Source organism: Vibrio sp. FF266 (assembly GCF_041439695.1).
GTDB lineage: Bacteria > Pseudomonadota > Gammaproteobacteria > Enterobacterales > Vibrionaceae > Vibrio > Vibrio tasmaniensis_A.
Genome location: NZ_JBGOOO010000018.1, coordinates 62635 through 87430 on the forward strand (window position 1 = coordinate 62635; position 24796 = coordinate 87430).

Below are 24796 nucleotides of genomic sequence, written 5' to 3' on the forward strand. Positions count from 1 at the left end.
GGTCATCGAACACAGAATGATTGACAGGGTTAATAGATTGTTTTAACGCGTTGTGTGCAGGTTTTCTGTAATACCTAACCCATTGCGCAACGCGAACTGAAGGAGGTCATTGTGGTTGTTCAAATCGAGCAACCCAAGCATTCTGTACTTATGCGATTCTATAGTTCGAGAGCTTAGATGGAGCTGTTCCGCACACTCTTTTGCACTTAGGCCTTGAGCAATAAGTGCCAACACTTTGGTCTGCTTCTTGGTGAGTAAGAGTAATTTGTCACTGTCATCTTCTAGCCGATTCTCATTTTGCTTTAATGTTCTGGCTAGTGTTGAGTGCTGCCAATAACAGAGCCAAAGCTCACAGACTAATTTTAAGCGCTGGATGTCTTCGAGATCGAAAGTGGTATCGTTGTCGTGAAAGTTAGTAAAAGACAGTGCTCCCCAGCGTTGGTTAAAGAGTTGCAAAGGAATGATGCAGTGCCATCGCCCCCCTTCTTTGTATAATTGCTTTAATACGTAATTCTGAGTGTTCTCGAGGTCGTCTTTCGAAAACGCGAGATAAGTTTTTTTGGTCTTTAGCAGCTTTAAATAATCAAGATAGTTGCCACCAATGAGACTCTGTTTATTAACCGGAGGTATGTTCGCTTTCGATACTGAAAAAGTCTTGCCGTCTTCGAGTAAGACCATTGAGTTAGGGTAGAGTGTTAAACGATCCATCCCAAACCAATCGAGTACGTCAAAGCTCGCTTCTGACCAAGTAGCTTGAAAACACTTAGGATCGCTATTGATGAGAGTCGTTGATTGCTTCATCAACAATTGTTCAAAATTTAGGTTAGTAGCCGACATACCTTTCCTCTATCAATATATTCATCAGGTTAATATCCCGAAGACTATGCGTTCGTAAAGCACAGTGCAAGATAAGATGTTTACATTTTCGAGAGGTTCTAATTTTCGTTTTTTTATAACTCTTTAATCTAAATGTTAGGATGATAAGCGGTAGATCTACTGCATTAATTGAACGGTGTTTTTTAATAAAATCGGGCATTTATACAACCGAGTAAACACTGTGATACGTTTTAGAGCCTTACTAATCATTTCAGTATCGATGCTGCTCTTTTGTCACCCGATGGTTAGCGCGGATGCATCGCCAATGTTTGTGTATTCGCAGTCGAAGCGCTGATGACAGAGAATATTCGCAATATGGATAACAGCACTGATATTGGGTTTACGATTGGGTTGCGCTTCTCAATATAAAAGCAATATCAACATATCATTATGTAATTAAATTCATCGCAACGATAAAATTCCAGTAGTTTTACGGTATATCCACAACACAAATTTTTGAACAATAGCGCTACTCCAAAAGGCCGGACTAACAAGGCCGAATCAATATATAGGTAGTGGTTATTATGAAAAAGACATTAGTAGCACTTGCGATTGCAAGCATTTCAAGTTCAGCTTTCGCGGTAAATACAAGCAGCCAAAACAGCCAAAATGAAGACATGTTCGCATTTGATTCAATGCATAAAGATCAATTCTCAGTATCTGGTGCTATGGGTGTTGGCGGTTACTACGACACTGGTTCTAAAGCATTCTACGATGACTGGGCTACAGGCCTAACACTTGCAGTAAACTACCGTAACAACCGTATTGTTGGTTACTTCGAAACAGACTTGATGGTGAACTACACAACAGACAATAACGTTTCAGCGAATGATTCAGTTAACTACAAGTGGACAAATGGCATCGATACTGGCCCTGCTGCTGATGTAGACAAAGCTTGGCTTGGTTTTGACACTGGTTTCGGTATCGCTTCATTCGGTTGGGAAAATGATACAGCACTAGATAAAGTTGACGGTGCTGGTGATAACACTTACGAGTTTGGCGCTTCTGCTGGTGATGCTTCTGACGGCTTCAATGTTGTTAAGTTCCAGGGTGCAACAAGCGGTATCGCTTACGGTATCTCTTACTTCGAAACGAAAGATTCTCGTAACAATGATAAGTTCGACAAAGGTGTGAACGGCTACATCGGTCTAGAGCAAGAAGTATTCAACCTATACGCAGGTTACGAAAACCGTGATTACGAAGCTAATTACGAAGTTTACACGGTAACTGGTAACGTAAAAATTGGTGACCTAACACTAGGTATGAACTCTTGGATTGATGACGCAGATTCTGAGAAAGACACGGGTTACTACGTTTCAGGTGGTTACGCGGTTTCTGAAGACCTAACAATTGCAGCTGGTTACGCCTCTAACAGCAATGAACTTGATGGCCAAGCGGACGTAGATGCTTCTTACATCAACATCGCGGCAATGTACCGTATTGCAGACAACGCTGACATGGGTATTGATATCAAACAAGATATTGATGGTGCACGCATGGGTTCAACTAGCGCACAGTACGACGAAGAAACACACGTATTCGCAGCAGCTTACTACTACTTCTAAGCTCTTAATAGCTTTGAGAGCTTAAGAACTTTAAATCTGATTGCTATGGTGTGTCGCATGCCCGGTCGTTACACCATGTTCTCTTCGTTTTGCCGTTTAAGTATCCAACCGATATGTGGTTTGGCACTCAGTGTTATGAGTGGAATGATAATCTGGAGAATGTAATGGTTAAGAGCATTACTGCCAAGGGTGTTATTTACGGAAATGACACTCTGTTTACATGTAAACCGAATCGAAATGGATTATTTGAATTGGCGCGTAAACATGGAAGAGTTGCAGGTACTCGCCCGCAAGATCTCAAGAACAAGGTTTATGCTGAATCTCTTGATGAAGCTTGGAATTTACTCAAAACAGAAAAGTTTTATATTGTTTTGACAGGGCAGATATGTGGTATTCATAGGAAATCACTAAGAAGCCTTGATTCTGTCGACATTATTTTTGATGTTCAATCTCGTTTAAATTGTGTCACTGTGTAGGGTCGATGCTGTAAATAAAAAGGACGATTAAATATCGTCCTTTTTTTCGTTTGAGTTTTTTGGTTCAACCTTGCTTACAGATGCTCAGCACCCGCTATCGGCCGTATTGCCCAACGATAAAGTGTTCAAACTCATCACACATTTGAGAATTTGATTTGTCGTTATTCGCTAATTCAGTTGCTCCATCGACGATCGATATCTTCGCATTCAAATCAGCGACTGGTGCTCGCTCTCTTGTCGACAGCTGTTTGATTTTTTGATCTTCAATAGCCCAAGCTTCTTCTGGCGATAAGTTGCACTCGTCAGCGAGGTACTTGGCATTAAAACCTTCCCCAGTCAGGCTTTCGATTGTCCCATTATGATTCACGCTATTTCCTTGGTGCCAATAGTGCTTAGCTAACAAAGGGCCGATCTCCGGGTTATCCGTTAAGTAACCAAACTTATCGGTGAAATATGCACGAGTTTGATACACGGCCATATGAGCTAATAAGTAACCCTGATATGCGCAAGAGGCTTCATCCGACAATAGATGAGGGATCGCCATTAATGGGCGAGGGCTACAAGCCAATCCCAGAATCGATTTCTCGCTGCTACGAGCAAGATCAGTGATTTTTTCAGGAGTGAGGTCTTCATCCGCCAATTCGTAAAGTGCTCGTTCGAAATAAGGAACAACAAGAATGCTTCGTTCTTGGTAGGCTCTGAACGGTTGTTTGTTATCGATGATGGCTTTGATTAGCTCATCAGGTACTGCTTGGCCTTCTGAATCCAGGGCATACTGTTTTAGCCAATCGGCGTCATTCAATAAGCTGTCACAGAACATGGATTGAGTTTCGGCATAAGCCATCGATGTTGGTGCAAATTCTTGAGAGAAACAAGGCGCATTCATTTTAACATTAGCGAAATGCGCAGCGTGGCCGCCCTCGTGAAATAGTGTGTTGATACCATCATAGCCGCTGCCGATTTGGTCGGGCTTGGCGTTGCTCGTGAAGTTAACTTGAGCCGATACCCATTTGTCTTGATCGTAGAAAGAAGGAACTGGTCCATGACAGAAACCGTTTGGATACTTTCCTTTACGATCAAGCAAATCTAATTTCAATGTTGCTTGTGAGTATTCGATATTAAGACGACCAAAAGACTCAACCCAGCGTCTCAGTGATTTTGAGAAGGGAACATAAGGGTCTAAGTCATTCATAACGTCACCAGCAAAAGAGTAGGTGAAATTATGGGCTTCTAGAGCGCTCTGACCTTTTTTCTGAGTTAAGCTCTCTAGGCTTTGCTGATGGCTATCTCGCGTGCGAACTTCAAAGTCATCCAGAATTGTAAACAGTTGCTCAGTTGTCATCTGCTCGGTTTTAACGACGGAATAATCAAAAAAGGTTTTGAAACCCAGCGATTGAGCAAACTGGTTGCGTTTTTTGATGAGTTCAATGAAGCCGTTAGCCAGCAGCCACTGCTCTAAACCTAATAGTGTTTGGTGAGCTGAAAGCCTAACTTTTTCATTACTATTGGTTCTTATTGTTGAACCTAGAACCGGTAACGACCCTTCAGTGTCGTCGCCCGCTTCATTCACGTAAGTCATTACATGATTCTGTTTTTTCTCAAACAGTTCAGCCTCAAACTTTATGAGTTCGGCTTTAAGCTTCTGTGATTGCTCAGACTCAATAGCGTGAGATCTAAAGGTCGCTAACCAACCATTCAAGCCTGTTAGCGTGCTCTCTTTTTCTTGAGGGTCTTGAATTTCTTCGATAGTAGCTAGCTGCGTTTCGATAGCAGCAATTTGCTCGGCAGAGCTAAGAAATTCAGTCCATTGGGTCTGCGCGAGTGTCGAGCCATCATGGTCGTCACTGATCCCCATATAAGTATCCCAAAAGAAGTCTTCTTTCGCTTTATGAGTCGCAAGATACTTTTGGTTCAATTGGTTGAGATAGTTCGTTGCAGTCATGGACGTTCCTTGTAAATTATTCATTAATTTCAACATTATGACACATTCATGGGGTGTATTGTGTGACGACAGATATAACAGAGTGCAACTCTTCTTAGTATCAAGTTTGTTAATCTTATCTTTGAGCAATATTTTTAGTTTTATAGATGTAAATCGAGCAGTTGTTTGTTGATTGGTCACGTATAATGCACGCTCCATACCGCGTGAAATAAGCACAAATAATGAGAACTCTTCCTAGCTTAATCCTACCTTTGTTATTGACTCTGAATACCCTTTCATTTTCTGCGCAGGCGAGTGAAAGCTGGTGGTTGCGAACGGTATTCAATAGCAACCCAACTCAACCGAGTTCTCAAAACTATATTAACGATATCGATCTTATGGATTGTGGCGAAGTTGAAGGCACTCTGTTGTGCAGTGACTTAACCCAATATTATGATTTGGATGTTTATGTTGAACTGGAGTTGGGTGACTCAAGTGTCGAAGTGGTTCGCTTAAATCTGCCATATTCGAACCTAAGTTACACAAAGCTTCAGGCGTACCTTCGCCAAGATGGCTTTACTATCAGCTCAATTCGCATTGGAGAGGATGAGTTTGATGTCGTCGCTCAACTTGAACAAGCAAAACGTGAGGGAGTTGGTTACAACAAGGTAGATAAACAACTCGTCGAATTTATCAATGCACCACATCATTCCTCTGAGCAAATGAGTGTATGGAATGTGCCTAGCTCTTCTTCATCTTCTTCTCGTTCTTCAGCTCCTTGGATTCAGTTACATAGTGATGGCGACAACTTAACGGTTGAACTAAATCGTCTTTAATTGCTCAAATTTATAGATGGTTTCGTCATTCATCAGAGTAAACAAGCCTTTCAGGAGAACGGCTCACGGGCAGACAGCAAGTTATAATTCATTTAAGTGTTCGTTTTTCTGTGGCTCTCACATTTTTAGTAAGCGTTTACCTTTGCCATTTGTTATACGTTGAGCCTTCGGTAAAACGAGCTTAGGATACGTTCAGTATTGATAAAGGAGACAACCCATGGTTGCAAAAGTAACGGTAGCGCCACAAGGCCCAGAACTTTCTGAGCTGGTGCAAGGATACTGGCGTACAGCTGAGTGGGGTATGACCCCGCAACAACGTCTGACTTTCCTAAAGCAGCACATTGATCTTGGCATCACAACGGTTGATCACGCGGACATTTACGGTAACTACCAATGTGAAAAGTTGTTTGGTGAAGCATTAGCGCTTGAGCCGAGCCTTCGAGATGATATTCAAATCGTCACCAAGTGCGACATCAACTTGTGTGGTGACCACACTCCAGATCGCAAGATCAATCACTATGACACCAGCGCGCACCATATTTACCAATCAGTAAATAACTCTCTAGAGCGTTTGGGTGTAACCGAACTTGATGTATTACTGATTCATCGCCCTGACGTATTGATGGACGCGGATGAAGTAGCAGAAGCGTTCGCTGAACTACATAAGGTAGGTAAAGTTAAGCACTTCGGTGTCTCTAACTTTTCACCGCGTCAGTTCGACTTACTGCAATCTCGACTAGGTAAGCCACTAGTGACTAACCAAGTTGAAATCAACCCATTGAACTTCGAAGTGGCTCATGATGGCACGCTAGATCAACTGCAGATGAACCGTATTCGTCCAATGGCGTGGTCTTGTCTCGGTGGTGGTAGCATCTTTAGTGGCGATTCAGCACAAGCGATTCGTGTTCGTGATGAACTAGAAGCCATTCGCCAAGAAGTGGGTGCAGATAGTATTGACCAAGTAATTTACGCTTGGGTTCGTCGATTACCGTCTAATCCGATTACTATTATTGGTTCAGGTAAGATTGAGCGTGTGAAAACGGCCGTTGATGCACTGAAAATCGAACTGACGCGCGAGCAATGGTATCGCGTTTGGGTTGCCTCTAAAGGTCACGGTGTGCCATAGAAAGCAATTCGTATAGAAGTCAAAGCCAGCTAACAAAGCTGGCTTTTTTGTGTTCGCCTAACCTATTTCTTCAAAACTGTGATTAAAGTGGAATAATTTTCAAAAACACTCATAATGCACTCTGTTTTTCACCAGTTGGATATTTCCATTGAGCACTTCAAAATTCTCTTCAATCGCCCTTAAACCAGAGCTTCTAAATACGTTAGATTCTCTTGGTTATACTGAAATGACGCCTATTCAAGCGTTAAGTCTTCCTACTATTCTGGATGGCAAGGATGTTATCGGTCAGGGTAAAACGGGTTCAGGTAAAACAGCTGCTTTTGGTTTAGGCGTGCTGCAAAACCTACGCGTTAAGCGTTTCCGTGTTCAGTCTTTAGTGTTATGTCCGACTCGTGAGCTAGCAGACCAAGTAGCAAAAGAGATCCGTACTCTTGCTCGTGGTATTCACAATATTAAAGTGCTGACACTATGTGGCGGTATGCCAATGGGCCCACAAATTGGTTCATTAGAGCATGGCGCACACATTCTTGTGGGCACTCCTGGTCGTATCCTGGACCACCTAGAGAGAGACCGCATTGACCTGTCTGAGTTGAACACACTTGTGTTAGATGAAGCCGACCGCATGCTGGAAATGGGTTTCCAAGATGCACTAGATGCTGTTATTGAAGCAGCACCAAAAGATCGTCAAACGTTATTGTTCAGTGCAACTTTCCCTAAACAGATTAAATCTGTTGCAGACCGTATCATGAATAACCCTGAAATGGTGAAGGTTGAATCAACACACGATCACTCAAGCATCCAGCAACACTTTTATAAGGTTGAAGGTACTGAAGCTCGTGATGACGCACTAGAGCTAATGCTTCTTCATCATCAACCAGAGTCAGCGGTTGTGTTCTGTAATACTAAGAAAGAAGTACAGAACGTAAACGACGAGCTAAGCCACCGTGGCTTCAGTGTTATTGAGCTTCATGGCGACATGGAACAGCGTGAACGTGACCAAGCTTTGGTTCAGTTCTCAAACAAAACCATCTCTATCTTGGTTGCAACAGATGTTGCTGCTCGTGGTCTTGATGTTGATAACCTAGATGCTGTGTTCAACTTTGAGTTGTCTCGCGATCCTGAAGTTCACGTACACCGCATCGGTCGTACTGGTCGTGCAGGAAGCAAAGGCGTCGCAATTAGCTTCTTTAGCGAAAAAGAGATGCACCGTGTTGCTCAAATTGATGAGTACATGGATATGCCAATCGAACCGTCTCAGTTGCCAGCTAAACCAATTGCCAAGCCGTACTACTCAAACATGGTAACTATCCAGATTGACGGTGGTAAGAAAGCGAAACTTCGCGCAGGTGATATCCTTGGTGCGTTGACAGGCCAAGGCGGTATTGATGGTAAGTCAGTAGGCAAGATCAACTTGTTCGCGATGCGCGCTTACGTTGCTGTAGAAAGATCAATGGCTAAGAAAGCATTAGGAAAAATCGAATCAGGTAAGATGAAGGGTCGTCAATTCCGCGCCCGAATTCTGAAATAATTCGAGACTGAATCCCTTTGCTGCGATATGTCTAACTAACGAGATTGTTACTTAATGACATTGCAGTAAAGGGTGTTCCACAAAATGCCACTCAAGTTTACTCTCTTAGGTTTATCGACCTAGTTCTCTATACCAAAGCATTATTCATCGGGTCTTATCGAATAAAGATCGTTGATATGTTTTCCCTCGCTAAGATACCAAGTCATCGCTTCCTTTCGATTGTGAACCAATATCGTGATTGTGGTTATTGAACCATCGTCAAAATAACAAAGCTCATATTCTAAATCGCTTGGATGATCAGGAATAGCGGCCATAGCTCCCCTCCCAAATATCAATCATTTGAAATACGCCAACCCAACTCATTTATAGGGTTCGTATTGCGTCAAATGAGCAATAAAAATCAAGTTACATCACTGCCATTAATTATTTTTAGTTTAATCATTTGCCGAAATAGTTAGATTAGCAAGTCTGAGTCTCAATTTATCCGAAAGTTTTTACGAGAACCCGATTTTGTAGCTAATGTTATAAGATCGTCTTGAGGTTCGTTGTTGAGTAAAATGTTGTGAGAGGGTGTAATGAGAAAGTGTCGTTGGTTAGTCTTATTAAGCTGTTTTCTATTCTCTGGCTGCGGGACTAAATTTGCCTATAACAATATAAGCTGGTTTGTCGTTAGCTATATTGAAGACTTTGTAACTCTTTCCAATAGTCAGGAATCAGAGCTCGAAGAGCGCCTCGACTTATTACAGCAATGGCATAAAGAAACTCAACTGCCGTTATATGTTTCGCAATTAGAAGTGATCCAAAACACAGATCGTTCTGATATGAATTCTGCTTTTATCACTGAACAAAGTGACCAAATTACAGACCATATTCGCTCAATCGTTAGTAAGTTCTCTCCCGATATTTACGCTTTAAGCATGCAGTTTAACCCTAAACAAGATAAGGAATTCTTAAAGAACTTTAGGGAAAAGCAGCAAGAATATTACGAAGAAAGATTATCATTGAATGATGAAGATTCGAGAGAGCGATATCGGAGTCGAATAGAAGATAGGCTAGAGCGATGGCTAGGATCGGTATCGAAAGAGCAAAAAAAGATTATTCTTGCTTGGTCCCAAAAGTGGGTAAATACCAACGATAACTGGCGCCAATATCAAAATAATACCTACCAAGATTTATCGACACTGATGGAAAAAAAAAACGACTTAGATATAGCTCAGCCGATTATTATGAACCTGCTTCTGAACAATGAAGCTTATTATCCTGAAGGACTTGAGCCTGAGCTTGATAAGAACATGCAGACATCAGCCAATTTTTTAGTCGATATCGTAGAAAGCAGCACTAATAAGCAGTGGGCTTATTTCATGAGTGAATTAGCAAGCCTTAAAGGAACATTTGAATCACTGCAGGAGTAGAGTCTTCTTTCGTTCTAAAGGCTAGTAGTTATCCATGCGACTAGCCTGTCAATCAAACTTGAAGGGGAGAGAGTTTAGATATTTAATTTCTGTTGCTCATCAGCAGCTTTGGAATAGAGCCTTTAGCGGTCTTAGATATTTTCTGCATCAGTTGAAAACTCGGCTGTTGAATGCCGTGGTCACTTTGAAGCTCATCAATCATCAATAACCACAACCGTGCTGTCATTTCTGAATCGGCTAACGCTCTGTGGAAAGTACCGTCGTTGTCGATATTCTTAAAGCGCACAAGGTCGCCTAGCTTATGAGTCGGCGCATCTTGGATTAGGCGGCGAGCAATCAACATTGAGCAAGCGAACTTGCCTGTGTAGTCTCGGCCAATAAAGTCTAATTCCGCATCGAGAAAGCGCTTATCAAACGATGCATTGTGAGCAACAAGTTGGCTGCCTTGGATAAAGTCTGCAAACTCATCCATCACTTCACTGCAACTGGCCGCTGTGCTTAACATACGGTTACTGATTCCGGTATAGCTTTCAATGAATCCACTAACACGAAACCCTGGGTTCATGAGTTGCTGAAAGGTGTCGACGACTTCGCCGTTAACTAATTTAACCGCACCGATTTCAATCGCTCGGTCACCCATGTTTGGTGATAAGCCTGTGGTTTCGAAATCGAGAACGATAACGGAGTCTGCGGAGTTTGGAGCCATCGTGTTTCCTAATTACTATTGGGTGGTATCGCTTTATATGAGGCGTTTGGTGCTGCTATCAGTGAAGCTATTATGTGTTACTGCTGATAGTGAGCTCAGTGTAACCCGTCGTATCATCATGCTCTCTGTTGAAGGTCAAAGTATCGTAACGGTGCACAATTAATTCAGCGGTGGTGGCGATAATCGTTCCCTCAAGCAGATGCCCACCAATCACATTGCCATTTTCATCAGCAACGGATAGGTGAACATGCTGGTGGTTCGGGGTTAGCGTCGCCATAAGTGACACAATTTCGAACGGAGCTATAATTAGCTTGGTGTTGTTTGCATTAGCCAGACGAATATTGAGTTGAGAAACACACCCGACACAAGACGCGACAGAGCCCGCTGAGATATTGTGCGCTGTCACTAGCTTTTGGATCTCAAGCTTTAGGTCTTGGCCTCGGGTTAATCTCGTTGCGATAGGAGTGATCATCTTATTGCCTCAATTTTATTTGTATTTCTAAGAGCAAAACGAAGCCACATGGGCTTCGTTTTATTTTCATTTTGGCTAATGCGACTTTTTCATTTCTATAGCTGAAATTACTTAGTCTTGTTGCTGCTCTCTTTTCTTCTTAGGAACGAAGTTCAATACAGAGATTGGCACTTCTTTGCGTGGTTCAAAACCTTCAACAACACGACGTTCAATCAAGTGACCAAGACGTTTTTCGATAATGCACAGGTTCTTGAAGTTGTCTTTCGATAGGAAAGAGATCGCTTCACCAGATGCATCAGCACGGCCAGTACGACCAATACGGTGAACATAATCATCTGCTGGGAATGGGATGTCGTAGTTTACTACGCGGCTTAGATTATCGATATCGATACCACGAGCAGCAACACCTGTCGCAACTAGATATTTTAGACGACCTTTCTTAAAGTCAGCCAGAATCTTTTCACGAATCGCTTGGCTACGTCCACTGTGGAAAGCTTCAGCTTGGATGCCACGTTTTTCAAGTTGGGCAACTAGCTTAGCCGCGCCGTGTTTGGTCTCGATAAAGATAAGCGCTTGGTCCCATTCACCGTCAGTGATCATGTGACTTAATAGCGCAGATTTGCGGTCTTTATCGACGGTTACCAACCATTGCTCAATGTTCGCTTTAGAAGCGTCAGTTTTGGCAATTGAAATCTCTTCCGCTTCACTGATTGCGCTTTTCGCTAGCGCACGAACTGGCGTTGATAGCGTTGCTGAGAACAACAGGTTTTGAATGTTTTGTGGCAAACGCGCGATAATCTTGTTGATGTCTTCGATGAAACCCATGTCTAGCATGCGGTCTGCTTCATCAAGAACCAGTACTTCAACTTCATCAAAATGAACGGCACGTTGTCCGTACATATCGATCAAACGACCTGGAGTTGCCACAAGAATATCGACACCTTCGATCAAGCGGTCTTTCTGGTGTTGGTAAGATACGCCACCGTACATCGCTAGTGATGTTAGGTTTAGGAACTTCGCGTACTTAGTAATGTTCTGCTCAACCTGAATCGCAAGCTCACGAGTTGGTGTCAGAATAACAGCGCGAATACGTTTTTTACGTTGTGTTTCACCTTTACTTAGCATTTCTAAGATAGGGAGAACAAAGCTCGCAGTTTTACCTGTACCTGTTTGTGCAGCAGCAATTAGGTTCTTACCAGAAAGCACAATCGGAATTGCTTTTTCTTGAATAGAGGTTGGCTTTTCATAGCCTTGTTTTGCAACGGCTTTAACAATAGGTGAGCTTAATCCAAGCTTGGAAAATGGCATAAGTTTCTCGGTATGATTTGGCTAAATAGCGATGGAAAGGTTCAACAATCTTATACAAGGATAAGATTAATGGCGGCATTCTACCATGTTGCTTGTGTACTACTAGCAACATAGACACTTTAGTTGGATAATACTGGCTCAATAAGACGACGATAAGACAGGGATGTATGGAAATTACGCCGAATGAACGCGATGCAGTATATAAAACGATTTTTTCTCGCCGAGATGTTCGTGGTCAGTTTCTTCCTGATGAGATCCCAGAAGACGTTTTGATGCGTGTGCTAACCGCAGCGCACCATGCTCCCAGTGTTGGCTTTATGCAGCCTTGGGATTTTGTCGTTGTCCGTGATATCGAAACCAAGCAACAGATCAAAGCCGGTTTTAATCAAGCGCATGCCGAATCAGCGGAAATGTTCACCGATGAAAAGCAGGCGATGTATAAGCGATTAAAACTTGAAGGTATTGTTGAATCGCCTATCGGCATCTGCGTGACTTGCGACCGCAATCGAACCGGAAAAGTAGTTTTAGGCAGAACCATCAAACAAGAGATGGATCTGTTCAGCACCGTGTGTGCGGTTCAAAACTTGTGGCTGGCGGCAAGAGCTGAAAACCTTGGCTTAGGTTGGGTGAGCATTCTCCATGATTCTGTCTTGCGAGACGCACTCGATATCCCAGAAAACATCGATATTGTGGCGTACCTGTGTATTGGCTACGTTGATCATTTCAAAGATAAACCGGAACTTGAAACCATGGGTTGGCTACCAAGAAGAGACGTCAATTCAGCGATTCATGAAGGTAAGTGGAATTCTAAACAGCTAGAGGCTGATGGAAAGTAACTGATTAACTGAATATTCTGACATCTATCTAGACATGCAAACTTTTAAGGCTGGTACTAAATGCTTGGCAGTTTCAGTTCGATTTGGGTTTTGTGTTTACGGTGCAATGGTTTAGACTGTCTAACAAGCATTTAAGAGCGATAGCCAACGCTTGGCATTACCAGTTTTGGTGAGCTTTAGTGTTCAGGGTGCATAATTTAAGCTAGGAGGCTACATTGTTCACTACTTAACGCGTTGTTGGAAGTGATGTTTGTGGCGTAAGCTATAATTTACAAAGCAGTTAAGAGTGGTTTTCAATGTTTGGAGTTTTTACTTCGAGCCAATATAGCGTTATTTATAGTAGGATAAACATGCGAATATCTGCAGCAGAAATATTGAATTTATGGGATGAAGGTAAAGGAATAACTATACCGTTTCAACATCAGGTTAGCTTTCTTACAGGAGGGAATGGCCTAGGGAAAAGTACCATACTAAATTTAATTCATGATGCAATAAATGTCGGTAATCCAGAAGATAAGCAAATATCTACATCTAAATTTCGTTTTTGTTCGACACGTGTGTTTTTTGACAAAGAATTTGAGATTTATAAAACGAAAGTAGTATTCCCCATCCTCAAAGATCACGAGAAAGAAAGGCTGATATTAGAGCGTTTTTCTGGTGAGGAATTGCATAGTGTTGAAGCTTTGCAGAGTGTTAAGGATGAGTTTCTTGATATATCAAATGATGTGGATGTTACAAATGTACTAACTTATAAAAAACGCTCTCTTGGTGAAATGTTTAGAGTAGGATTGAACCACCCTGTAGAGTGGGAAGAAGGAACTCCGGAATTAGACCGTTATCTAAACTGGGGAGCTGAAATTTATCAAGAAGATAGAATTATAAACTTAGATTCTGAAGGTGTCGATAACGAAGTCGACAGTGTTATGGATAAGTATTTTGGAATTATTGTTGATACGCCTTATAGAAAGGTAATAGATAGGTTTCAAAAGTTTGAGTCAAGATTGAACTCTAAATTATCTAAAGTATTATTCGAATCTTTGGGAAGAGACGTTCCTAATGAAGCTGAAGATGAAAGTTACAAATTGTTGATAGAACAAAAAAATGAAGTCGATAGATTGATAACAACACTTAACAAATATTTTAGAATTGATAATAAAGAAGTAGTAAGAAACGAAGAAGATAACAAGTTAACTATATCCAAAAATGACAAAATCCTCTCTCCAGACTCCTTGTCTCGTGGTGAAAAAGCATTGATTCACTTATTTTTGCTTGTTTTTTTGTCTAAAAATTCGATTAATGTGATGTTGTTAGATGAACCCGAAATTGGTTTACACATAGATTGGCAGAATACTTTAATTAGTGATTTGGTTCTAATAGCTCCAAACATGCAGTTTATTATTGCAAGTCACTCTCCAAGCCTAATTGAAGAATGGGATGAATCACATTGTATTGAATTAGTATCGGAGTAGATATGACGGTCAATGTAGGTCAATCAAATGTCCACAGAGGTGCTCGAAAGTCTGCAAGAATCCAAAAATCCAGTGTTTTATCAAGACGTGTGGATAGAAAAGGTATGCGAAAGGCTTGGGTTGAATCAAGAGCTGATGTTCAGTTTTGGAGAGGTGTACTTCGAACACTAGATATTAATGATATTATAGTTGAACCTATCCGAAAGCATTATGAATCTCAAGCTTCAGGTAAGGATGCCATTAAGTCAGTAGTTAAAAAGGAAGAGGTGGGTGAGTATTCACTTTACTTTGTTGATAGCGATTATGACTTTTTATTGAATGTCGATTATAATATTAATGACGGTGATGATTTTGATAGTTTTTATTGTTCTCCTTTTGTATTTCAAACATATGCATATGCGATAGAAAACTACCTATATGACCCTTTAGGGTTGGTTGAGGTTGTCAAAGATGCGGCTTGCACAAGTTCAGAAACTGTTGATAGTAATCTATTTATCGATGCATTAGAGAAATGGTCTTTTGAGCAGTATGGTAATTTTTTAAATTTGCTTTATCACATCAAAAATGGCGACAATTATCAGCGAGATTTATATAAAGGTAGGATTCAAAATTCATTTTTACGACTTTCATTAAGTGGGTATGATCTAGGGACTATTTCGGAACTAAACGCTCCTTCTGAGTTTGTTGAGAACCTCGAAAGTAAGGGACTTAATAATAAAAATATGTATCTTTATTTTTGTGGTCACGACATAGAGAATGTACTTCTTCCATTTCTAAAAGGGAAAGGTAAAAGAAATACTGATCCAAGCTATATTCATGGCCTCTATAAAATGTATCAAGATGAAGAGGTTGCAGGAATGCAAAGCTTGGATACAAAACCTAAAGAATTTGCGCAAATGAAAGGAGAGTATTTTGGAAAGTGTCGCGACGTAGAAACTTTATTGATGGCAAATAGTTGCAACTCTAAAGCAGAATGTTACCAATTTTTAATTAATGAATTGATTAAGTTTAAGAAGAAATACTCTAGCAATGAAAAGCCAGGTGGTGGAGTTCGTGTTAGTGTTTAAAACTTGAAAATTGTCTCTGAATACAGCACAAATTTTCAAAATGAGAAAATCTCGCCTAACTAGTGTTTTTTTCGTTTCTACCGTTTGTAACTGACAAAGCACCCCTTTCCATTGTGAAAGTCGGGTGCTTTTTTGTGGGAGTCATATGCAAGATAAACTCAGTTCATTCTCTTCATATCTCACTAGTGGTTTACTGGCTCTTACTGGGGCATTCAGCACCCAAGACTGGGCGGAGGTGTGTGGTGATGGTGTTTGTCACGTACTTCACCAACCGCGGCATTACACTCAGACGATAACGTCTAAAGATTCTCAAGGTAACTGGACTAGAGGTTATTATTACCAGAATGGGACAAGTCTGTTTGAGTGTTCAAATGATGGTGTGAATTGGTCAAAAGAGACTTGTAAGTAACGCTGACGAAGTCGTGACTTAATAACTCTAGATACCTTTATGCAATAAAAAATCCAGTGTCGACAAGACACTGGATTTTTAGTTTTGGTTGATTGTGATCTAGCTTTGCTTTATCGAAAGCGCTTAAGCGATCTCAATCTTCTCAGCTTGGTTCTGCTCTACCATAGACAGTGCTAGCGCTTCTGCAGCTTTAATACCATCGATACCAGCAGATAGGATACCACCCGCGTAGCCTGCGCCTTCACCAGCAGGGAAGAAGCCCTTAAGGTTGATGCTTTGGTAGTCTTTACCACGCTTGATACATACAGGAGAAGACGTACGAGTTTCAACACCGGTTAGTAGGCCATCTGGCGTAGAGAAACCTTTGATCTTCTTCTCGAACGCTGGGATTGCTTCACGAATCGCTTCGATAGCAAAGTCAGGCAGTGCTTTTGAAATGTCCGTTAGGTGGATACCCGGCGTGAACGATGGTTTTACTTCACCGATTTCACTTGGATCGCGACCTTTTAGGAAGTCACCAATTTTCTGTGCAGGGGCGTCGTAGTTCTCGCCACCTAGAACATAAGCGGCACTTTCTAATTCACGCTGTAAACGGATACCTGCTAGTGCGTCACCTGGGTAATCACGCTCTGGGTCGATACCCACAACGATGGCACTGTTTGCGTTACGTTCTGCACGAGAGTATTGGCTCATGCCATTGGTGACTACGCGGCCTTCTTCAGAAGTCGCTGCAACCACAGTGCCACCTGGGCACATACAGAAGCTGTATACAGTGCGGCCATTCTTACAGTGGTGTACGAGTTTGTAGTCCGCAGCACCTAGGATAGGGTTGCCCGCGTTCTTACCGAAGCGAGCTTCATCGATCATCGCTTGTTTATGTTCGATACGGAAACCAACAGAGAAAGGCTTAGCTTCCATGTAAACGCCACGTTCGTGCAGCATTTCAAACGTATCACGAGCACTGTGGCCAACAGCCAGTACTACGTGACGAGATTTAATCTCTTCACCGTTAGAAAGCGTCAAGCCAGTGATTTGACCGTCTTCCATGTGAACGTCATCAACGCGAGTGCTGAAACGGATTTCGCCACCTAGCTCAATGATAGAAGCACGCATCTTCTCGATCATGGTAACCAGTTTAAAGGTACCGATGTGTGGCTTACTTACGTATAGGATTTCTTCAGGTGCGCCAGCAGCTACGAATTCTTCGATTACCTTACGGCCGTAGTGCTTTGGATCTTTAACTTGGCTGTATAGTTTACCGTCAGAGAATGTACCTGCGCCACCTTCACCGAACTGTACGTTTGATTCAGTGTTCAGTGTACGCTTACGCCAGAAACCAAAGGTATCTTTCGTACGTTCACGAACTTCTTTGCCACGCTCAACGATGATTGGATTGAAGCCCATTTGAGCAAGCACTAGGCCTGCGAATAGACCACATGGGCCAAAACCGATAACCACAGGGCGCTCAGTTTGGTTCTCAACCGCTTTAGCCACGAATTTGTACTCCATGTCAGGAGTCACCTTTACGTGCGGGTCGCTAATGAATTGCTCTAACAATTCAGCTTCGTTTTCAACGAGAACATCAAGCGTGTAGATAAGTAAGATTTTTGATTTCTTACGAGCATCGTAGCCACGTTTAAAGATATTAAAAGAAAGTACCTGATCAGAATTAATGCCAAGCTTCGCTTCAATAGCGTCTTGAATGGCTGATTCTTCGTGGTCTAGAGGGAGTTTAATTTCGGTTAAACGTATCATTTCGATGTCTCGTCTTTATAGGTGTCTTAGCTAGACCGCTTCTAAACGCAGAGTTTGATGAAAACGCTGATGTTGAAAGAAGCGATAAGCTCACAATGGCGCGCATTTTACGAGAAATTGATTTATCTGTCATACTAATTTGGAAACATGGAGCAAATAGACACGATATTAGAGCCGTATGATGTTGAATTTTGCCTTGGGATGAGTATTATCCTCCATTCTTCAATTTTGACTAACTTATAGAGCAGAGCATCATGGCATTTGTCGTAGGCGATAACTGTATTCAATGTAAATACACGGACTGTGTGGCGGTATGCCCCGCAGATGCGTTCCATGAAGGCCCGAATTTCATGGTAATCAACCCAATCGAATGCATTGATTGTGGTTTATGTGTACCTGAATGCGATGCTCAAGCGATCTTCCAAGAAGATGATCTGCCAGAAGATCAAAAGATCTTTATTGAAGTGAATGTCGAGCTTGCCGAAATCTGGCCGGTACAAACTGAAGTCAAAGCACCGATGGATGAAGCTGAAAAGTGGAATGGTGTCGCTGATAAGTTGGCAATGCTAGAAAAGTAATTGTTGAAAAGAACTCAAATAAAAAGGCGTACTGATTTAATCAATACGCCTTTTTTAATATCTGAGCAGTGTCGACTGGCTCGTTAGCTTATGAAATTTAGCTATGCTGACGACGCATGTTGTCGAGAATAATGCCTGTCGCCATTGCTACGTTCAGAGACTCTGCGCCACCGAATGCAGGAATCGTAATCTTATCCGTTACGTATTTAGCCGCATGTTCACGAATGCCGTGAGACTCGCTGCCCATTAGCAAAATGCCATTGGCAGTAAATTCTGTCTTATGAACACTTTCGCCTTCTAAGAACGCGCCGTAAACCGGTAGGTTCGCTTGTTCTAAATAAGCAGGTAAGTCTGTTTGGCTTACGTGTACTCGGCCAAAGCTGCCCATGGTCGCGCTGATCGTTTTCGGGTTGTATGGGTCTGCACAATCGCTGCTCGCAACGATATGCTTAATGCCATACCAGTCTGCTACGCGAATAATCGTACCTAGGTTGCCCGGATCAGATACACCATCCAGTGCAATCATTAACTCAGTAGCTTTTGGTAATTCAAACGTTGGGATCTCAACAACAGCAATCGCCGCATTGTTACTCACCAAAGTACTCGCTTTGGTTAGGTCATCTAGTGAAGCTTCAACACAATCAAACTCAAACAGTGAAGCGTGATTTTCAGATAAGAAATCAGCGGTAGCAAAGACGTTCTTCACGACTAAGTCACTATTGAACAGCTCAAGAACGTTCTTTTCACCTTGAACTAGAAACAAGCCGTGGGCTTTACGTTGTTTCTTTTGGCCCAAAGCACGAAGGAGTTTTAATTGTTTTTTTGAAATCATGTTTTTATCCTAGATATAAGCCCGCGCATTATAGAGCAAAGGTTGGATAACCAAAAGCGTGATAACTCAATGCGATCCACTAAAAAGCAAAAGCAACCCACTTAAAAAAGAAAAGCGCACTAAATAGCGCGCTCTTATCTGAATTACTCATCTAATATTAAGCTGAACCCAAGATTAGCTGACCTGTATGATTAATATGGGGCAGGGTAGCGCTTAAACACTGTGTTGATATCAGTAAGGATCTCTTCTGACAACGGTTTGCTGAACGCTGCTACGTTCTCTTTCAGTTGTTCCATGGTGGTTGCGCCAATAATAGTGGAGGTGACACCATCAACTTGATTACACCACGCTAATGCTAGTTGGCTCGGTGTAAACCCGTGAGCGTTCGCAACTTCGACATATCCTTTTACGGCTTCATTGGCAGACTCAGTGTCGCGGAAAATGCCTTTACGCTGCATGTAAGTCCAGCGGCTGCCTTCTGGTCTCGCACCATCAATGTATTTGCCACTCAGCATGCCCGCTGCTAACGGTGACCATGGTAGGTAGGCGACGTCTTCATGCACACAGTTTTCAATCAAATAAGGCCAGTCTTTCGCGTGCAGCAGGCTAAATTCATTCTGAATAGAGACCATTCGCGGTAAATCATGCTTCTCACTGAGCTTAAGGTAAGTGTTAATACCCCAAGTGGTGTCATCAGACAAACCAACATGACGGACTTTTCCTGCTTTAATGCAGCTCGCCAGTGCTTGGAGGATCTCTAGCATCTCCGCTTCATGCTGCTTTCTGTCGATATCACTGAATCGAATATGATTCGGGAAATGTTTGCCAAAGTGAGGCGTCGTTCGGTTTGGCCAATGCAATTGGTAAAGGTCGATATAGTCCGTTTGTAAACGCGCTAATGAAGCGTCAACCGCTGCAATTACAGCTTCCCCCGTGATTGGCCCGCCATCTCGAACCCAAGGCAATCCCGGGCCTGCGATTTTGCTGGCGATGATGACTTCTTGGCGGCGCTGCGGATTGCGAGCTAACCAGTTACCTATGATTGCTTCCGTTTTACCGTAGGTGTCTGGAGACGGTGGTACTGCGTACATCTCTGCGGTATCGATAAAGTTAATACCTTGGCTTAGCGAGTATTCGATTTGTTGGTCAGCTTGTTGTTGCGTATTTTGCAGCCCCCAAGTCATGCTGCCAAGGCAGATTCGGGAAACGGGAATTTGACTACTTCCTAGTTTTGAGTATTCCATTAAATTCGGGGTTCCTGTAGTGAGGCTCGTTAGTGCTCGCAGTGTGGATATTGAAAAAGGGCGAGTGAGGAATGAAAACGAATATAAATTATTAGCACAAAATGGCAACACAGGGTATGGCTTGGGCAAGTTTAATGAGTCATTTCTCATTGCAACAAATGAGTCTGCTTTATGATTGAGAAGCAACATACAAAAGACGCGATAGATAACAAGGTGTTAATAGATCAGGCGCCTGAATGAAGCTGCATTTGAATAGGAGAAAGGTCCAGAGACAAAAGAGCTCTACATCAAAGTGAAGTAGAGCTCTTTTTTAGGGGTTCTATAAACAAGTTCTGAGTATTGATTAAGTTACGAGGTCGCGTTGGTGTCAAACCCACCTTGAGATTGCGCCTGTCTTAGAGCTTCCTGCCTTTGAACTTCTTTCTCAGTTAATGCTGGTTGAAGTGTTTCCTCAGAGGCTTGAGGAGAGAAAATGAAATATTTATTAATCGTCATAACTGTGTCTCCGTGTAACGTATGACAGATTCTGCATCAAGGATAAATTGTGATCATCAGCCACTTTGTACTTTTTTTAGGCTGAGAGCGGAGGGCGTAGAATGCGTACAAAGCGATCGCTTATCATCCGTATGCAATGTTGAACTGACGAAACCCTCTTGCTTTCAAGTATAGGAAGCTCGTCTAATTTCGCACAATAATGATTTAGAGCAATTACATACATGGTCAGGGGCGTAAGATGAAAAGCCTCGCGACTGACTCTGCGTACGTATTTACTTAACAATGCCTCGCTTATTTACATGAATAATAAAGTCAGTAAATCAATTACTTAATCCATGGTGAGATGAATTATGGAAAAGCTTGTCGAACGTTTTCTGAATTACGTTACTTTTGATACTAAATCCGATCCTTCTAATCAGCAATGCCCAAGTTCACCGGGTCAAATCACGTTTGCTGAAGCCTTAAAGTCAGAATTGATTGCATTAGAGTTAGTTGATGTTTCTTTAGATGAAAATGGCTATTTGATGGCGAAACTGCCGTCGAATGTCGATTATCCAGTGCCTGCGCTTGGCTTTGTGGCGCATATGGATACCGCTCCTGATGCTTCAGGAGCAAATGTGAAACCACAAGTGATTAAAGATTACCTAGGTGGAACGATTGAATTAGGTGAAAGTGGCGAGAGTTTGAACCCAAGCCAATACCCAGACCTTGATTCTTTACATGGTCACGACCTTATTACGACTGACGGCACAACTCTGCTTGGTGCCGATAACAAAGCGGGCATCGCTGAAATCATCAGTGCGATTGCTTACCTGAAAGCGAATCCAGACATCAAACACGGCGACATCTGCATTGGTTTCACACCGGATGAAGAGATTGGCCGCGGTGCGAACCTGTTTGACGTTGAAAAATTTGGCGCCGAGTGGGCGTATACCATTGATGGTGGGCCAGTAGGGGAGTTGGAATTTGAGAACTTTAATGCCACGAGCGCTGATGTTATCTGTCATGGTGTGAACGTTCACCCAGGTACCGCCAAAGGTAAAATGGTGAACTCAATGAACATTGCAGCGCAATTCCAACTGATGATGCCTGCGCAAGAAACACCAGAGTGCACAGAAGGTTATGAAGGTTTTTACCACCTGAAATCAGCTGAAATGGGTGTGGCTCGCTCTGAACTGGGATACATCATCCGTGATTTTGAACGTGAGGGTGTAGAAGCGCGTAAGGCATTCATGCAACAGAAAGTGGATGAGCTGAATGAGCGTCTTGAGAAAGGCCGTGTTGAGCTGGTGCTAACCGATAGCTACTTCAATATGAAAGAGATGGTTGAACCGCATCAACATATTATTGAATTAGCGAAGCAAGCGATGATTGAGTGTGATGTTGAGCCAATGATCAAGCCTATCCGAGGTGGTACAGACGGTGCTCGCTTATCTTTCATGGGGCTACCGTGTCCGAATATCTTTACCGGTGGCTACAACTTCCACGGTATTCATGAGTTCATTACCATTCAAGGCATGGAACAAGCGGTAGAAGTGATCGTGAAACTCTCTCAACGTACCGCTATTCACTATCAAAAATAGCCGTCTAAAACGCGATATCTCTTTGTATTTTTGAGAGTATTCATTAATACTCTCTTTAAGTATAAGGGAGTACGCGATGAAAAAGTTAGTTTTACTTTGCACCCACTTAGCCGTGGGTGCTTTTGGTTTTGGGCTTGGTGTCTATGCACTACCTATCTTGATTGAGCCTGATTCTCCTTCCTCAAGTTCTGTTGAAGCGATCAGTCAGCAGGCGATCTATACAGGTGAGTTCACCAAAGACCGACAAGACAGTGACTTTTTGCATTGGGGAGAGGGCATCGTCTCTGTCTCTGAAAGTGCGATAGCTTTTGAAGGTGAATTGGCGCCGGGGCCGGATTATAAGGTTTACCTATCACCTAAGTTTATTGAAACCGAACAGGCATTCAATGACAGCAAGAGTGAGTTACTGAGAGTCGGAGATGTAAAAACATTCGACCGATTTATGGTTAACCTCCCAGAAGGTACTGATCTTAATCGATTTAATACCGTTGTGATTTGGTGTGAAACTTTTGGCCAATTTATTACTTCTGCCAAGATAAAATGATAGCCTTACTAGGGCGTGTTGATCCTTCGAACAAAATTTAACCGCGAAAGGTCAACACGCCCTAATAGCTGATAAAAGCATGAAAAGGAGCGCTCTATTTTTGAGTGCTTTTTTATAATGCGTTTATTGGATTGAGTCAGTCGCTGTAAAGCTCATCGCTTTAATGCTCGTCGTTATAAAGCTTAATTGTTGTAATACAAAGGAATAAATAATGGAAAAGATGTGGCAAGTAATAGATTTCTTACTCGCTAATAAGTTTATTTTTAGTGTGCTGATCATCTGCATTATATTAATAATCCGACGAATCACTTTGTCTCGAATCCGTGGTGATGTCGCTTTTCTTAGTGAAGACCAACGTAACTGGATGTCACGTACCAAAAACGGCACATTCGCGATTATTGTTGTGACGTTATTCGTGCTGTGGAAATCCGAAATCAGCGAATTTGCGCTGTCTGTTACCGCTATTGCGGTTGCGATAGTCGTGGCCTCAAAAGAGATCATTCTCTGTTTTACTGGCTCTATTCAGCGTGCGAGTTCTCGCTCATTTCGAATTGGTGATTGGATTGAAGTGGGCAAAATCAGCGGTGAGGTGATTGAGCACAACTTGATGGCGACTGTGATTCAAGAAATCGATTTGTATCATGGGCAATATCACTTCACTGGCAAGACTGCCACGCTGCCTAATAGCATGTTCTTCACTTATCCGGTAAAGAACCTCAACTTCATGAAGCGCTATGTTTATCATAACTTTTTTGTGACGGTGAAAGACTTTGTAAACCTATACCCTATGGTGCCGGGTCTTATCGTGAAAATTGAAGAGCATTGTGAAGAGTTTATCGATGTTGCCCGTCGTTACAATGGTGTGATTGAGAAGCACGCTGGGGTTGACCTTCCTGGCTCTGAACCGCACATTCATATCACGAGCAGCTCAACGGGTGAGCAAGAAGTCCACTTTATGATCTTCTGCCCGACAGAGAAAGCGATTCACCTTGAACAGGATATCCGTAAAGATTTCATGGAAGCTTACGCGTTGGCATTTCCCTCAAGTGACTAATACGATGCTGGAAGCTAACAAGTCCGAATAAAAAGAAAGCCGAGAGCGATAATATCGACTCTCGGCTTTTTTGTATTTGAGATCTAGACTTAGACCTGAGACCTAGCGTTAGAGATTAATACAGGTCAGCGAGTGGCAACCAGTCTACTTCTACACCAGCTTGCTCAAACATATCTTGGCTTATCTTGATCTTATCTCCCCAACGAGAAAGGAAATCTTCACTTTGCTCTGGGCAATGTACCGCTGAAATTCCAGTTTGGATGATTTTTGCTGCACAGTTCGGACAAGGGAAGTGAGTGACCCAAACTTCACAACTGTCTAAATCACGTTTAGCAAACAAGATTGCATTTTCTTCAGCGTGAAGTGTCTTGAGGTATTTCATCTCGCGATCGTCAGTATCCGCACTATCAGACACGCCATGTGGGTAGCCATTAAAGCCAACTGAAACAATACGGTTGTGCTTCGTGATGACGGCGCCGACTTGAGTTGAAGGATCTTTACTCCAAGAACCGACCAATTCCGCCATTTGATAGAAACGTTTAGCCCATTTTGAAATCATGAGAATTCCTTAACAATTAAATGTGAATGCTTATCTGTCTGACAATACATGATGTTAGACAATATCCATAGAGAACAAAAGCTGAGAGGTTGATTTACTTAGAAATTGTAACGCGTTTGTAATTACTTTATAAGCACTTAGTTTC

General features: G+C 42.3%; 25 protein-coding genes and 1 pseudogene. 15 read left to right on the plus strand and 11 right to left on the minus strand.

The window, feature by feature from the left end; translation table 11 throughout:
- Window positions 1-42: 42 nt before the first annotated feature.
- Window positions 43-837 (minus strand): response regulator transcription factor, encoded by a 795-nt coding sequence (locus tag ACED59_RS14545; RefSeq protein ID WP_017098579.1) that lies wholly within the window; start codon window positions 835-837, stop codon window positions 43-45.
- Between the two features lie 318 nt (window positions 838-1155).
- Between ACED59_RS14545 and ACED59_RS14550 the strand changes: the two are divergent.
- The 3 genes and pseudogenes from ACED59_RS14550 to ACED59_RS14560 form a co-directional block, all read left to right on the plus strand.
- A pseudogene (locus ACED59_RS14550) lies at window positions 1156-1245 on the plus strand (DUF3187 family protein); the annotation flags it as partial.
- Window positions 1246-1400: 155 nt separating this feature from the next.
- Complete coding sequence (locus ACED59_RS14555) at window positions 1401-2441, plus strand: hypothetical protein (RefSeq protein ID WP_009844765.1); 1041 nt, start codon at window positions 1401-1403, stop codon at window positions 2439-2441.
- A gap of 164 nt (window positions 2442-2605) precedes the next feature.
- On the plus strand, window positions 2606-2917 hold the full coding sequence (locus tag ACED59_RS14560; RefSeq protein WP_029222827.1) for a hypothetical protein: 312 nt from the start codon (window positions 2606-2608) through the stop codon (window positions 2915-2917).
- Between the two features lie 94 nt (window positions 2918-3011).
- Here the strand turns inward: ACED59_RS14560 and ACED59_RS14565 are convergent, their stop codons facing one another.
- A complete protein-coding gene (locus ACED59_RS14565; protein ID WP_017098581.1) occupies window positions 3012-4859 on the minus strand; it encodes a M3 family metallopeptidase in 1848 nt (615 codons plus the stop codon).
- A gap of 221 nt (window positions 4860-5080) precedes the next feature.
- Between ACED59_RS14565 and ACED59_RS14570 the strand changes: the two genes are divergently transcribed.
- The 3 genes from ACED59_RS14570 (at window position 5081) to dbpA (ending at window position 8328) form a co-directional block, all read left to right on the plus strand.
- Window positions 5081-5674, plus strand: a complete 594-nt coding sequence (locus ACED59_RS14570; protein WP_017098582.1) for a hypothetical protein — start codon at window positions 5081-5083, stop codon at window positions 5672-5674.
- Between the two features lie 217 nt (window positions 5675-5891).
- Window positions 5892-6800 carry an aldo/keto reductase family oxidoreductase gene (locus ACED59_RS14575; RefSeq protein WP_017098583.1) on the plus strand — a complete coding sequence of 303 codons (909 nt, stop codon included), beginning with the start codon at window positions 5892-5894 and terminating at the stop codon, window positions 6798-6800.
- 148 nt (window positions 6801-6948) lie between these two features.
- Complete coding sequence (gene dbpA, locus ACED59_RS14580; protein WP_009844770.1) at window positions 6949-8328, plus strand: ATP-dependent RNA helicase DbpA; 1380 nt, start codon at window positions 6949-6951, stop codon at window positions 8326-8328.
- Between the two features lie 140 nt (window positions 8329-8468).
- On the opposite strand, the gene ACED59_RS14585 is transcribed toward dbpA, so the two are convergent.
- Entirely contained in the window at window positions 8469-8642 is a 174-nt protein-coding gene (locus tag ACED59_RS14585) for a hypothetical protein (RefSeq protein WP_009844771.1), read from the minus strand.
- A 261-nt stretch (window positions 8643-8903) separates the two neighbouring features.
- On the opposite strand from ACED59_RS14585, the gene ACED59_RS14590 reads away from it, so the two are divergent.
- Window positions 8904-9740, plus strand: a complete 837-nt coding sequence (locus ACED59_RS14590) for a DUF6279 family lipoprotein (RefSeq protein WP_371705015.1) — start codon at window positions 8904-8906, stop codon at window positions 9738-9740.
- 82 nt (window positions 9741-9822) lie between these two features.
- Here ACED59_RS14590 and ACED59_RS14595 read toward each other — a convergent pair whose 3' ends face one another.
- The 3 genes from ACED59_RS14595 to ACED59_RS14605 form a co-directional block, all read right to left on the minus strand.
- Window positions 9823-10446 (minus strand): PolC-type DNA polymerase III, encoded by a 624-nt coding sequence (locus ACED59_RS14595; RefSeq protein ID WP_017098680.1) that lies wholly within the window; start codon window positions 10444-10446, stop codon window positions 9823-9825.
- 70 nt (window positions 10447-10516) lie between these two features.
- Window positions 10517-10918, minus strand: coding sequence for a PPC domain-containing DNA-binding protein (locus tag ACED59_RS14600; RefSeq protein ID WP_017098681.1), 402 nt, complete (start codon window positions 10916-10918; stop codon window positions 10517-10519).
- 111 nt (window positions 10919-11029) lie between these two features.
- Window positions 11030-12226 carry a DEAD/DEAH box helicase gene (locus tag ACED59_RS14605; protein ID WP_010431064.1) on the minus strand — a complete coding sequence of 399 codons (1197 nt, stop codon included), beginning with the start codon at window positions 12224-12226 and terminating at the stop codon, window positions 11030-11032.
- Window positions 12227-12393: 167 nt separating this feature from the next.
- Here ACED59_RS14605 and bluB point away from each other — a divergent pair, with 167 nt between their 5' ends.
- The 4 genes from bluB (at window position 12394) to ACED59_RS14625 (ending at window position 16007) form a co-directional block, all read left to right on the plus strand.
- Window positions 12394-13062, plus strand: coding sequence for a 5,6-dimethylbenzimidazole synthase (gene bluB / locus ACED59_RS14610; protein ID WP_017098682.1), 669 nt, complete (start codon window positions 12394-12396; stop codon window positions 13060-13062).
- Window positions 13063-13412: 350 nt separating this feature from the next.
- A complete protein-coding gene (locus tag ACED59_RS14615; protein ID WP_029224024.1) occupies window positions 13413-14531 on the plus strand; it encodes an AAA family ATPase in 1119 nt (372 codons plus the stop codon).
- Window positions 14532-14533: 2 nt separating this feature from the next.
- A complete protein-coding gene (locus ACED59_RS14620) occupies window positions 14534-15598 on the plus strand; it encodes a DUF4435 domain-containing protein (RefSeq protein WP_017098684.1) in 1065 nt (354 codons plus the stop codon).
- Window positions 15599-15743: 145 nt separating this feature from the next.
- Window positions 15744-16007 carry a hypothetical protein gene (locus tag ACED59_RS14625; RefSeq protein WP_198928811.1) on the plus strand — a complete coding sequence of 88 codons (264 nt, stop codon included), beginning with the start codon at window positions 15744-15746 and terminating at the stop codon, window positions 16005-16007.
- 123 nt (window positions 16008-16130) lie between these two features.
- On the opposite strand, the gene ACED59_RS14630 is transcribed toward ACED59_RS14625, so the two are convergent.
- The gene (locus ACED59_RS14630) at window positions 16131-17762 is read right to left on the minus strand and encodes an NAD(P)/FAD-dependent oxidoreductase (protein ID WP_017098685.1); all 1632 of its coding nucleotides are present in this window, start codon (window positions 17760-17762) and stop codon (window positions 16131-16133) included.
- A 254-nt stretch (window positions 17763-18016) separates the two neighbouring features.
- Here ACED59_RS14630 and fdxA point away from each other — a divergent pair, with 254 nt between their 5' ends.
- A complete protein-coding gene (gene fdxA, locus ACED59_RS14635) occupies window positions 18017-18340 on the plus strand; it encodes a ferredoxin FdxA (protein ID WP_017098686.1) in 324 nt (107 codons plus the stop codon).
- 97 nt (window positions 18341-18437) lie between these two features.
- On the opposite strand, the gene ACED59_RS14640 is transcribed toward fdxA, so the two are convergent.
- The 3 genes from ACED59_RS14640 to ACED59_RS14650 form a co-directional block, all read right to left on the minus strand.
- Window positions 18438-19172, minus strand: a complete 735-nt coding sequence (locus ACED59_RS14640; protein WP_017098687.1) for an RNA methyltransferase — start codon at window positions 19170-19172, stop codon at window positions 18438-18440.
- Window positions 19173-19363: 191 nt separating this feature from the next.
- Window positions 19364-20416 (minus strand): aldo/keto reductase, encoded by a 1053-nt coding sequence (locus ACED59_RS14645; protein ID WP_017098688.1) that lies wholly within the window; start codon window positions 20414-20416, stop codon window positions 19364-19366.
- Window positions 20417-20764: 348 nt separating this feature from the next.
- Window positions 20765-20911, minus strand: coding sequence for a hypothetical protein (locus tag ACED59_RS14650; RefSeq protein ID WP_017098689.1), 147 nt, complete (start codon window positions 20909-20911; stop codon window positions 20765-20767).
- A 350-nt stretch (window positions 20912-21261) separates the two neighbouring features.
- Here ACED59_RS14650 and pepT point away from each other — a divergent pair, with 350 nt between their 5' ends.
- From pepT to ACED59_RS14665, 3 genes are all read left to right on the plus strand, one after another.
- Window positions 21262-22494, plus strand: a complete 1233-nt coding sequence (gene pepT / locus ACED59_RS14655; protein ID WP_017098690.1) for a peptidase T — start codon at window positions 21262-21264, stop codon at window positions 22492-22494.
- A gap of 76 nt (window positions 22495-22570) precedes the next feature.
- Window positions 22571-23038 (plus strand): DM13 domain-containing protein, encoded by a 468-nt coding sequence (locus tag ACED59_RS14660; protein ID WP_017098691.1) that lies wholly within the window; start codon window positions 22571-22573, stop codon window positions 23036-23038.
- A 211-nt stretch (window positions 23039-23249) separates the two neighbouring features.
- On the plus strand, window positions 23250-24092 hold the full coding sequence (locus ACED59_RS14665; RefSeq protein ID WP_009844787.1) for a mechanosensitive ion channel family protein: 843 nt from the start codon (window positions 23250-23252) through the stop codon (window positions 24090-24092).
- 115 nt (window positions 24093-24207) lie between these two features.
- On the opposite strand, the gene ACED59_RS14670 is transcribed toward ACED59_RS14665, so the two are convergent.
- Window positions 24208-24651 carry a dCMP deaminase family protein gene (locus tag ACED59_RS14670; protein ID WP_017098692.1) on the minus strand — a complete coding sequence of 148 codons (444 nt, stop codon included), beginning with the start codon at window positions 24649-24651 and terminating at the stop codon, window positions 24208-24210.
- Window positions 24652-24796 lie beyond the last annotated feature (145 nt).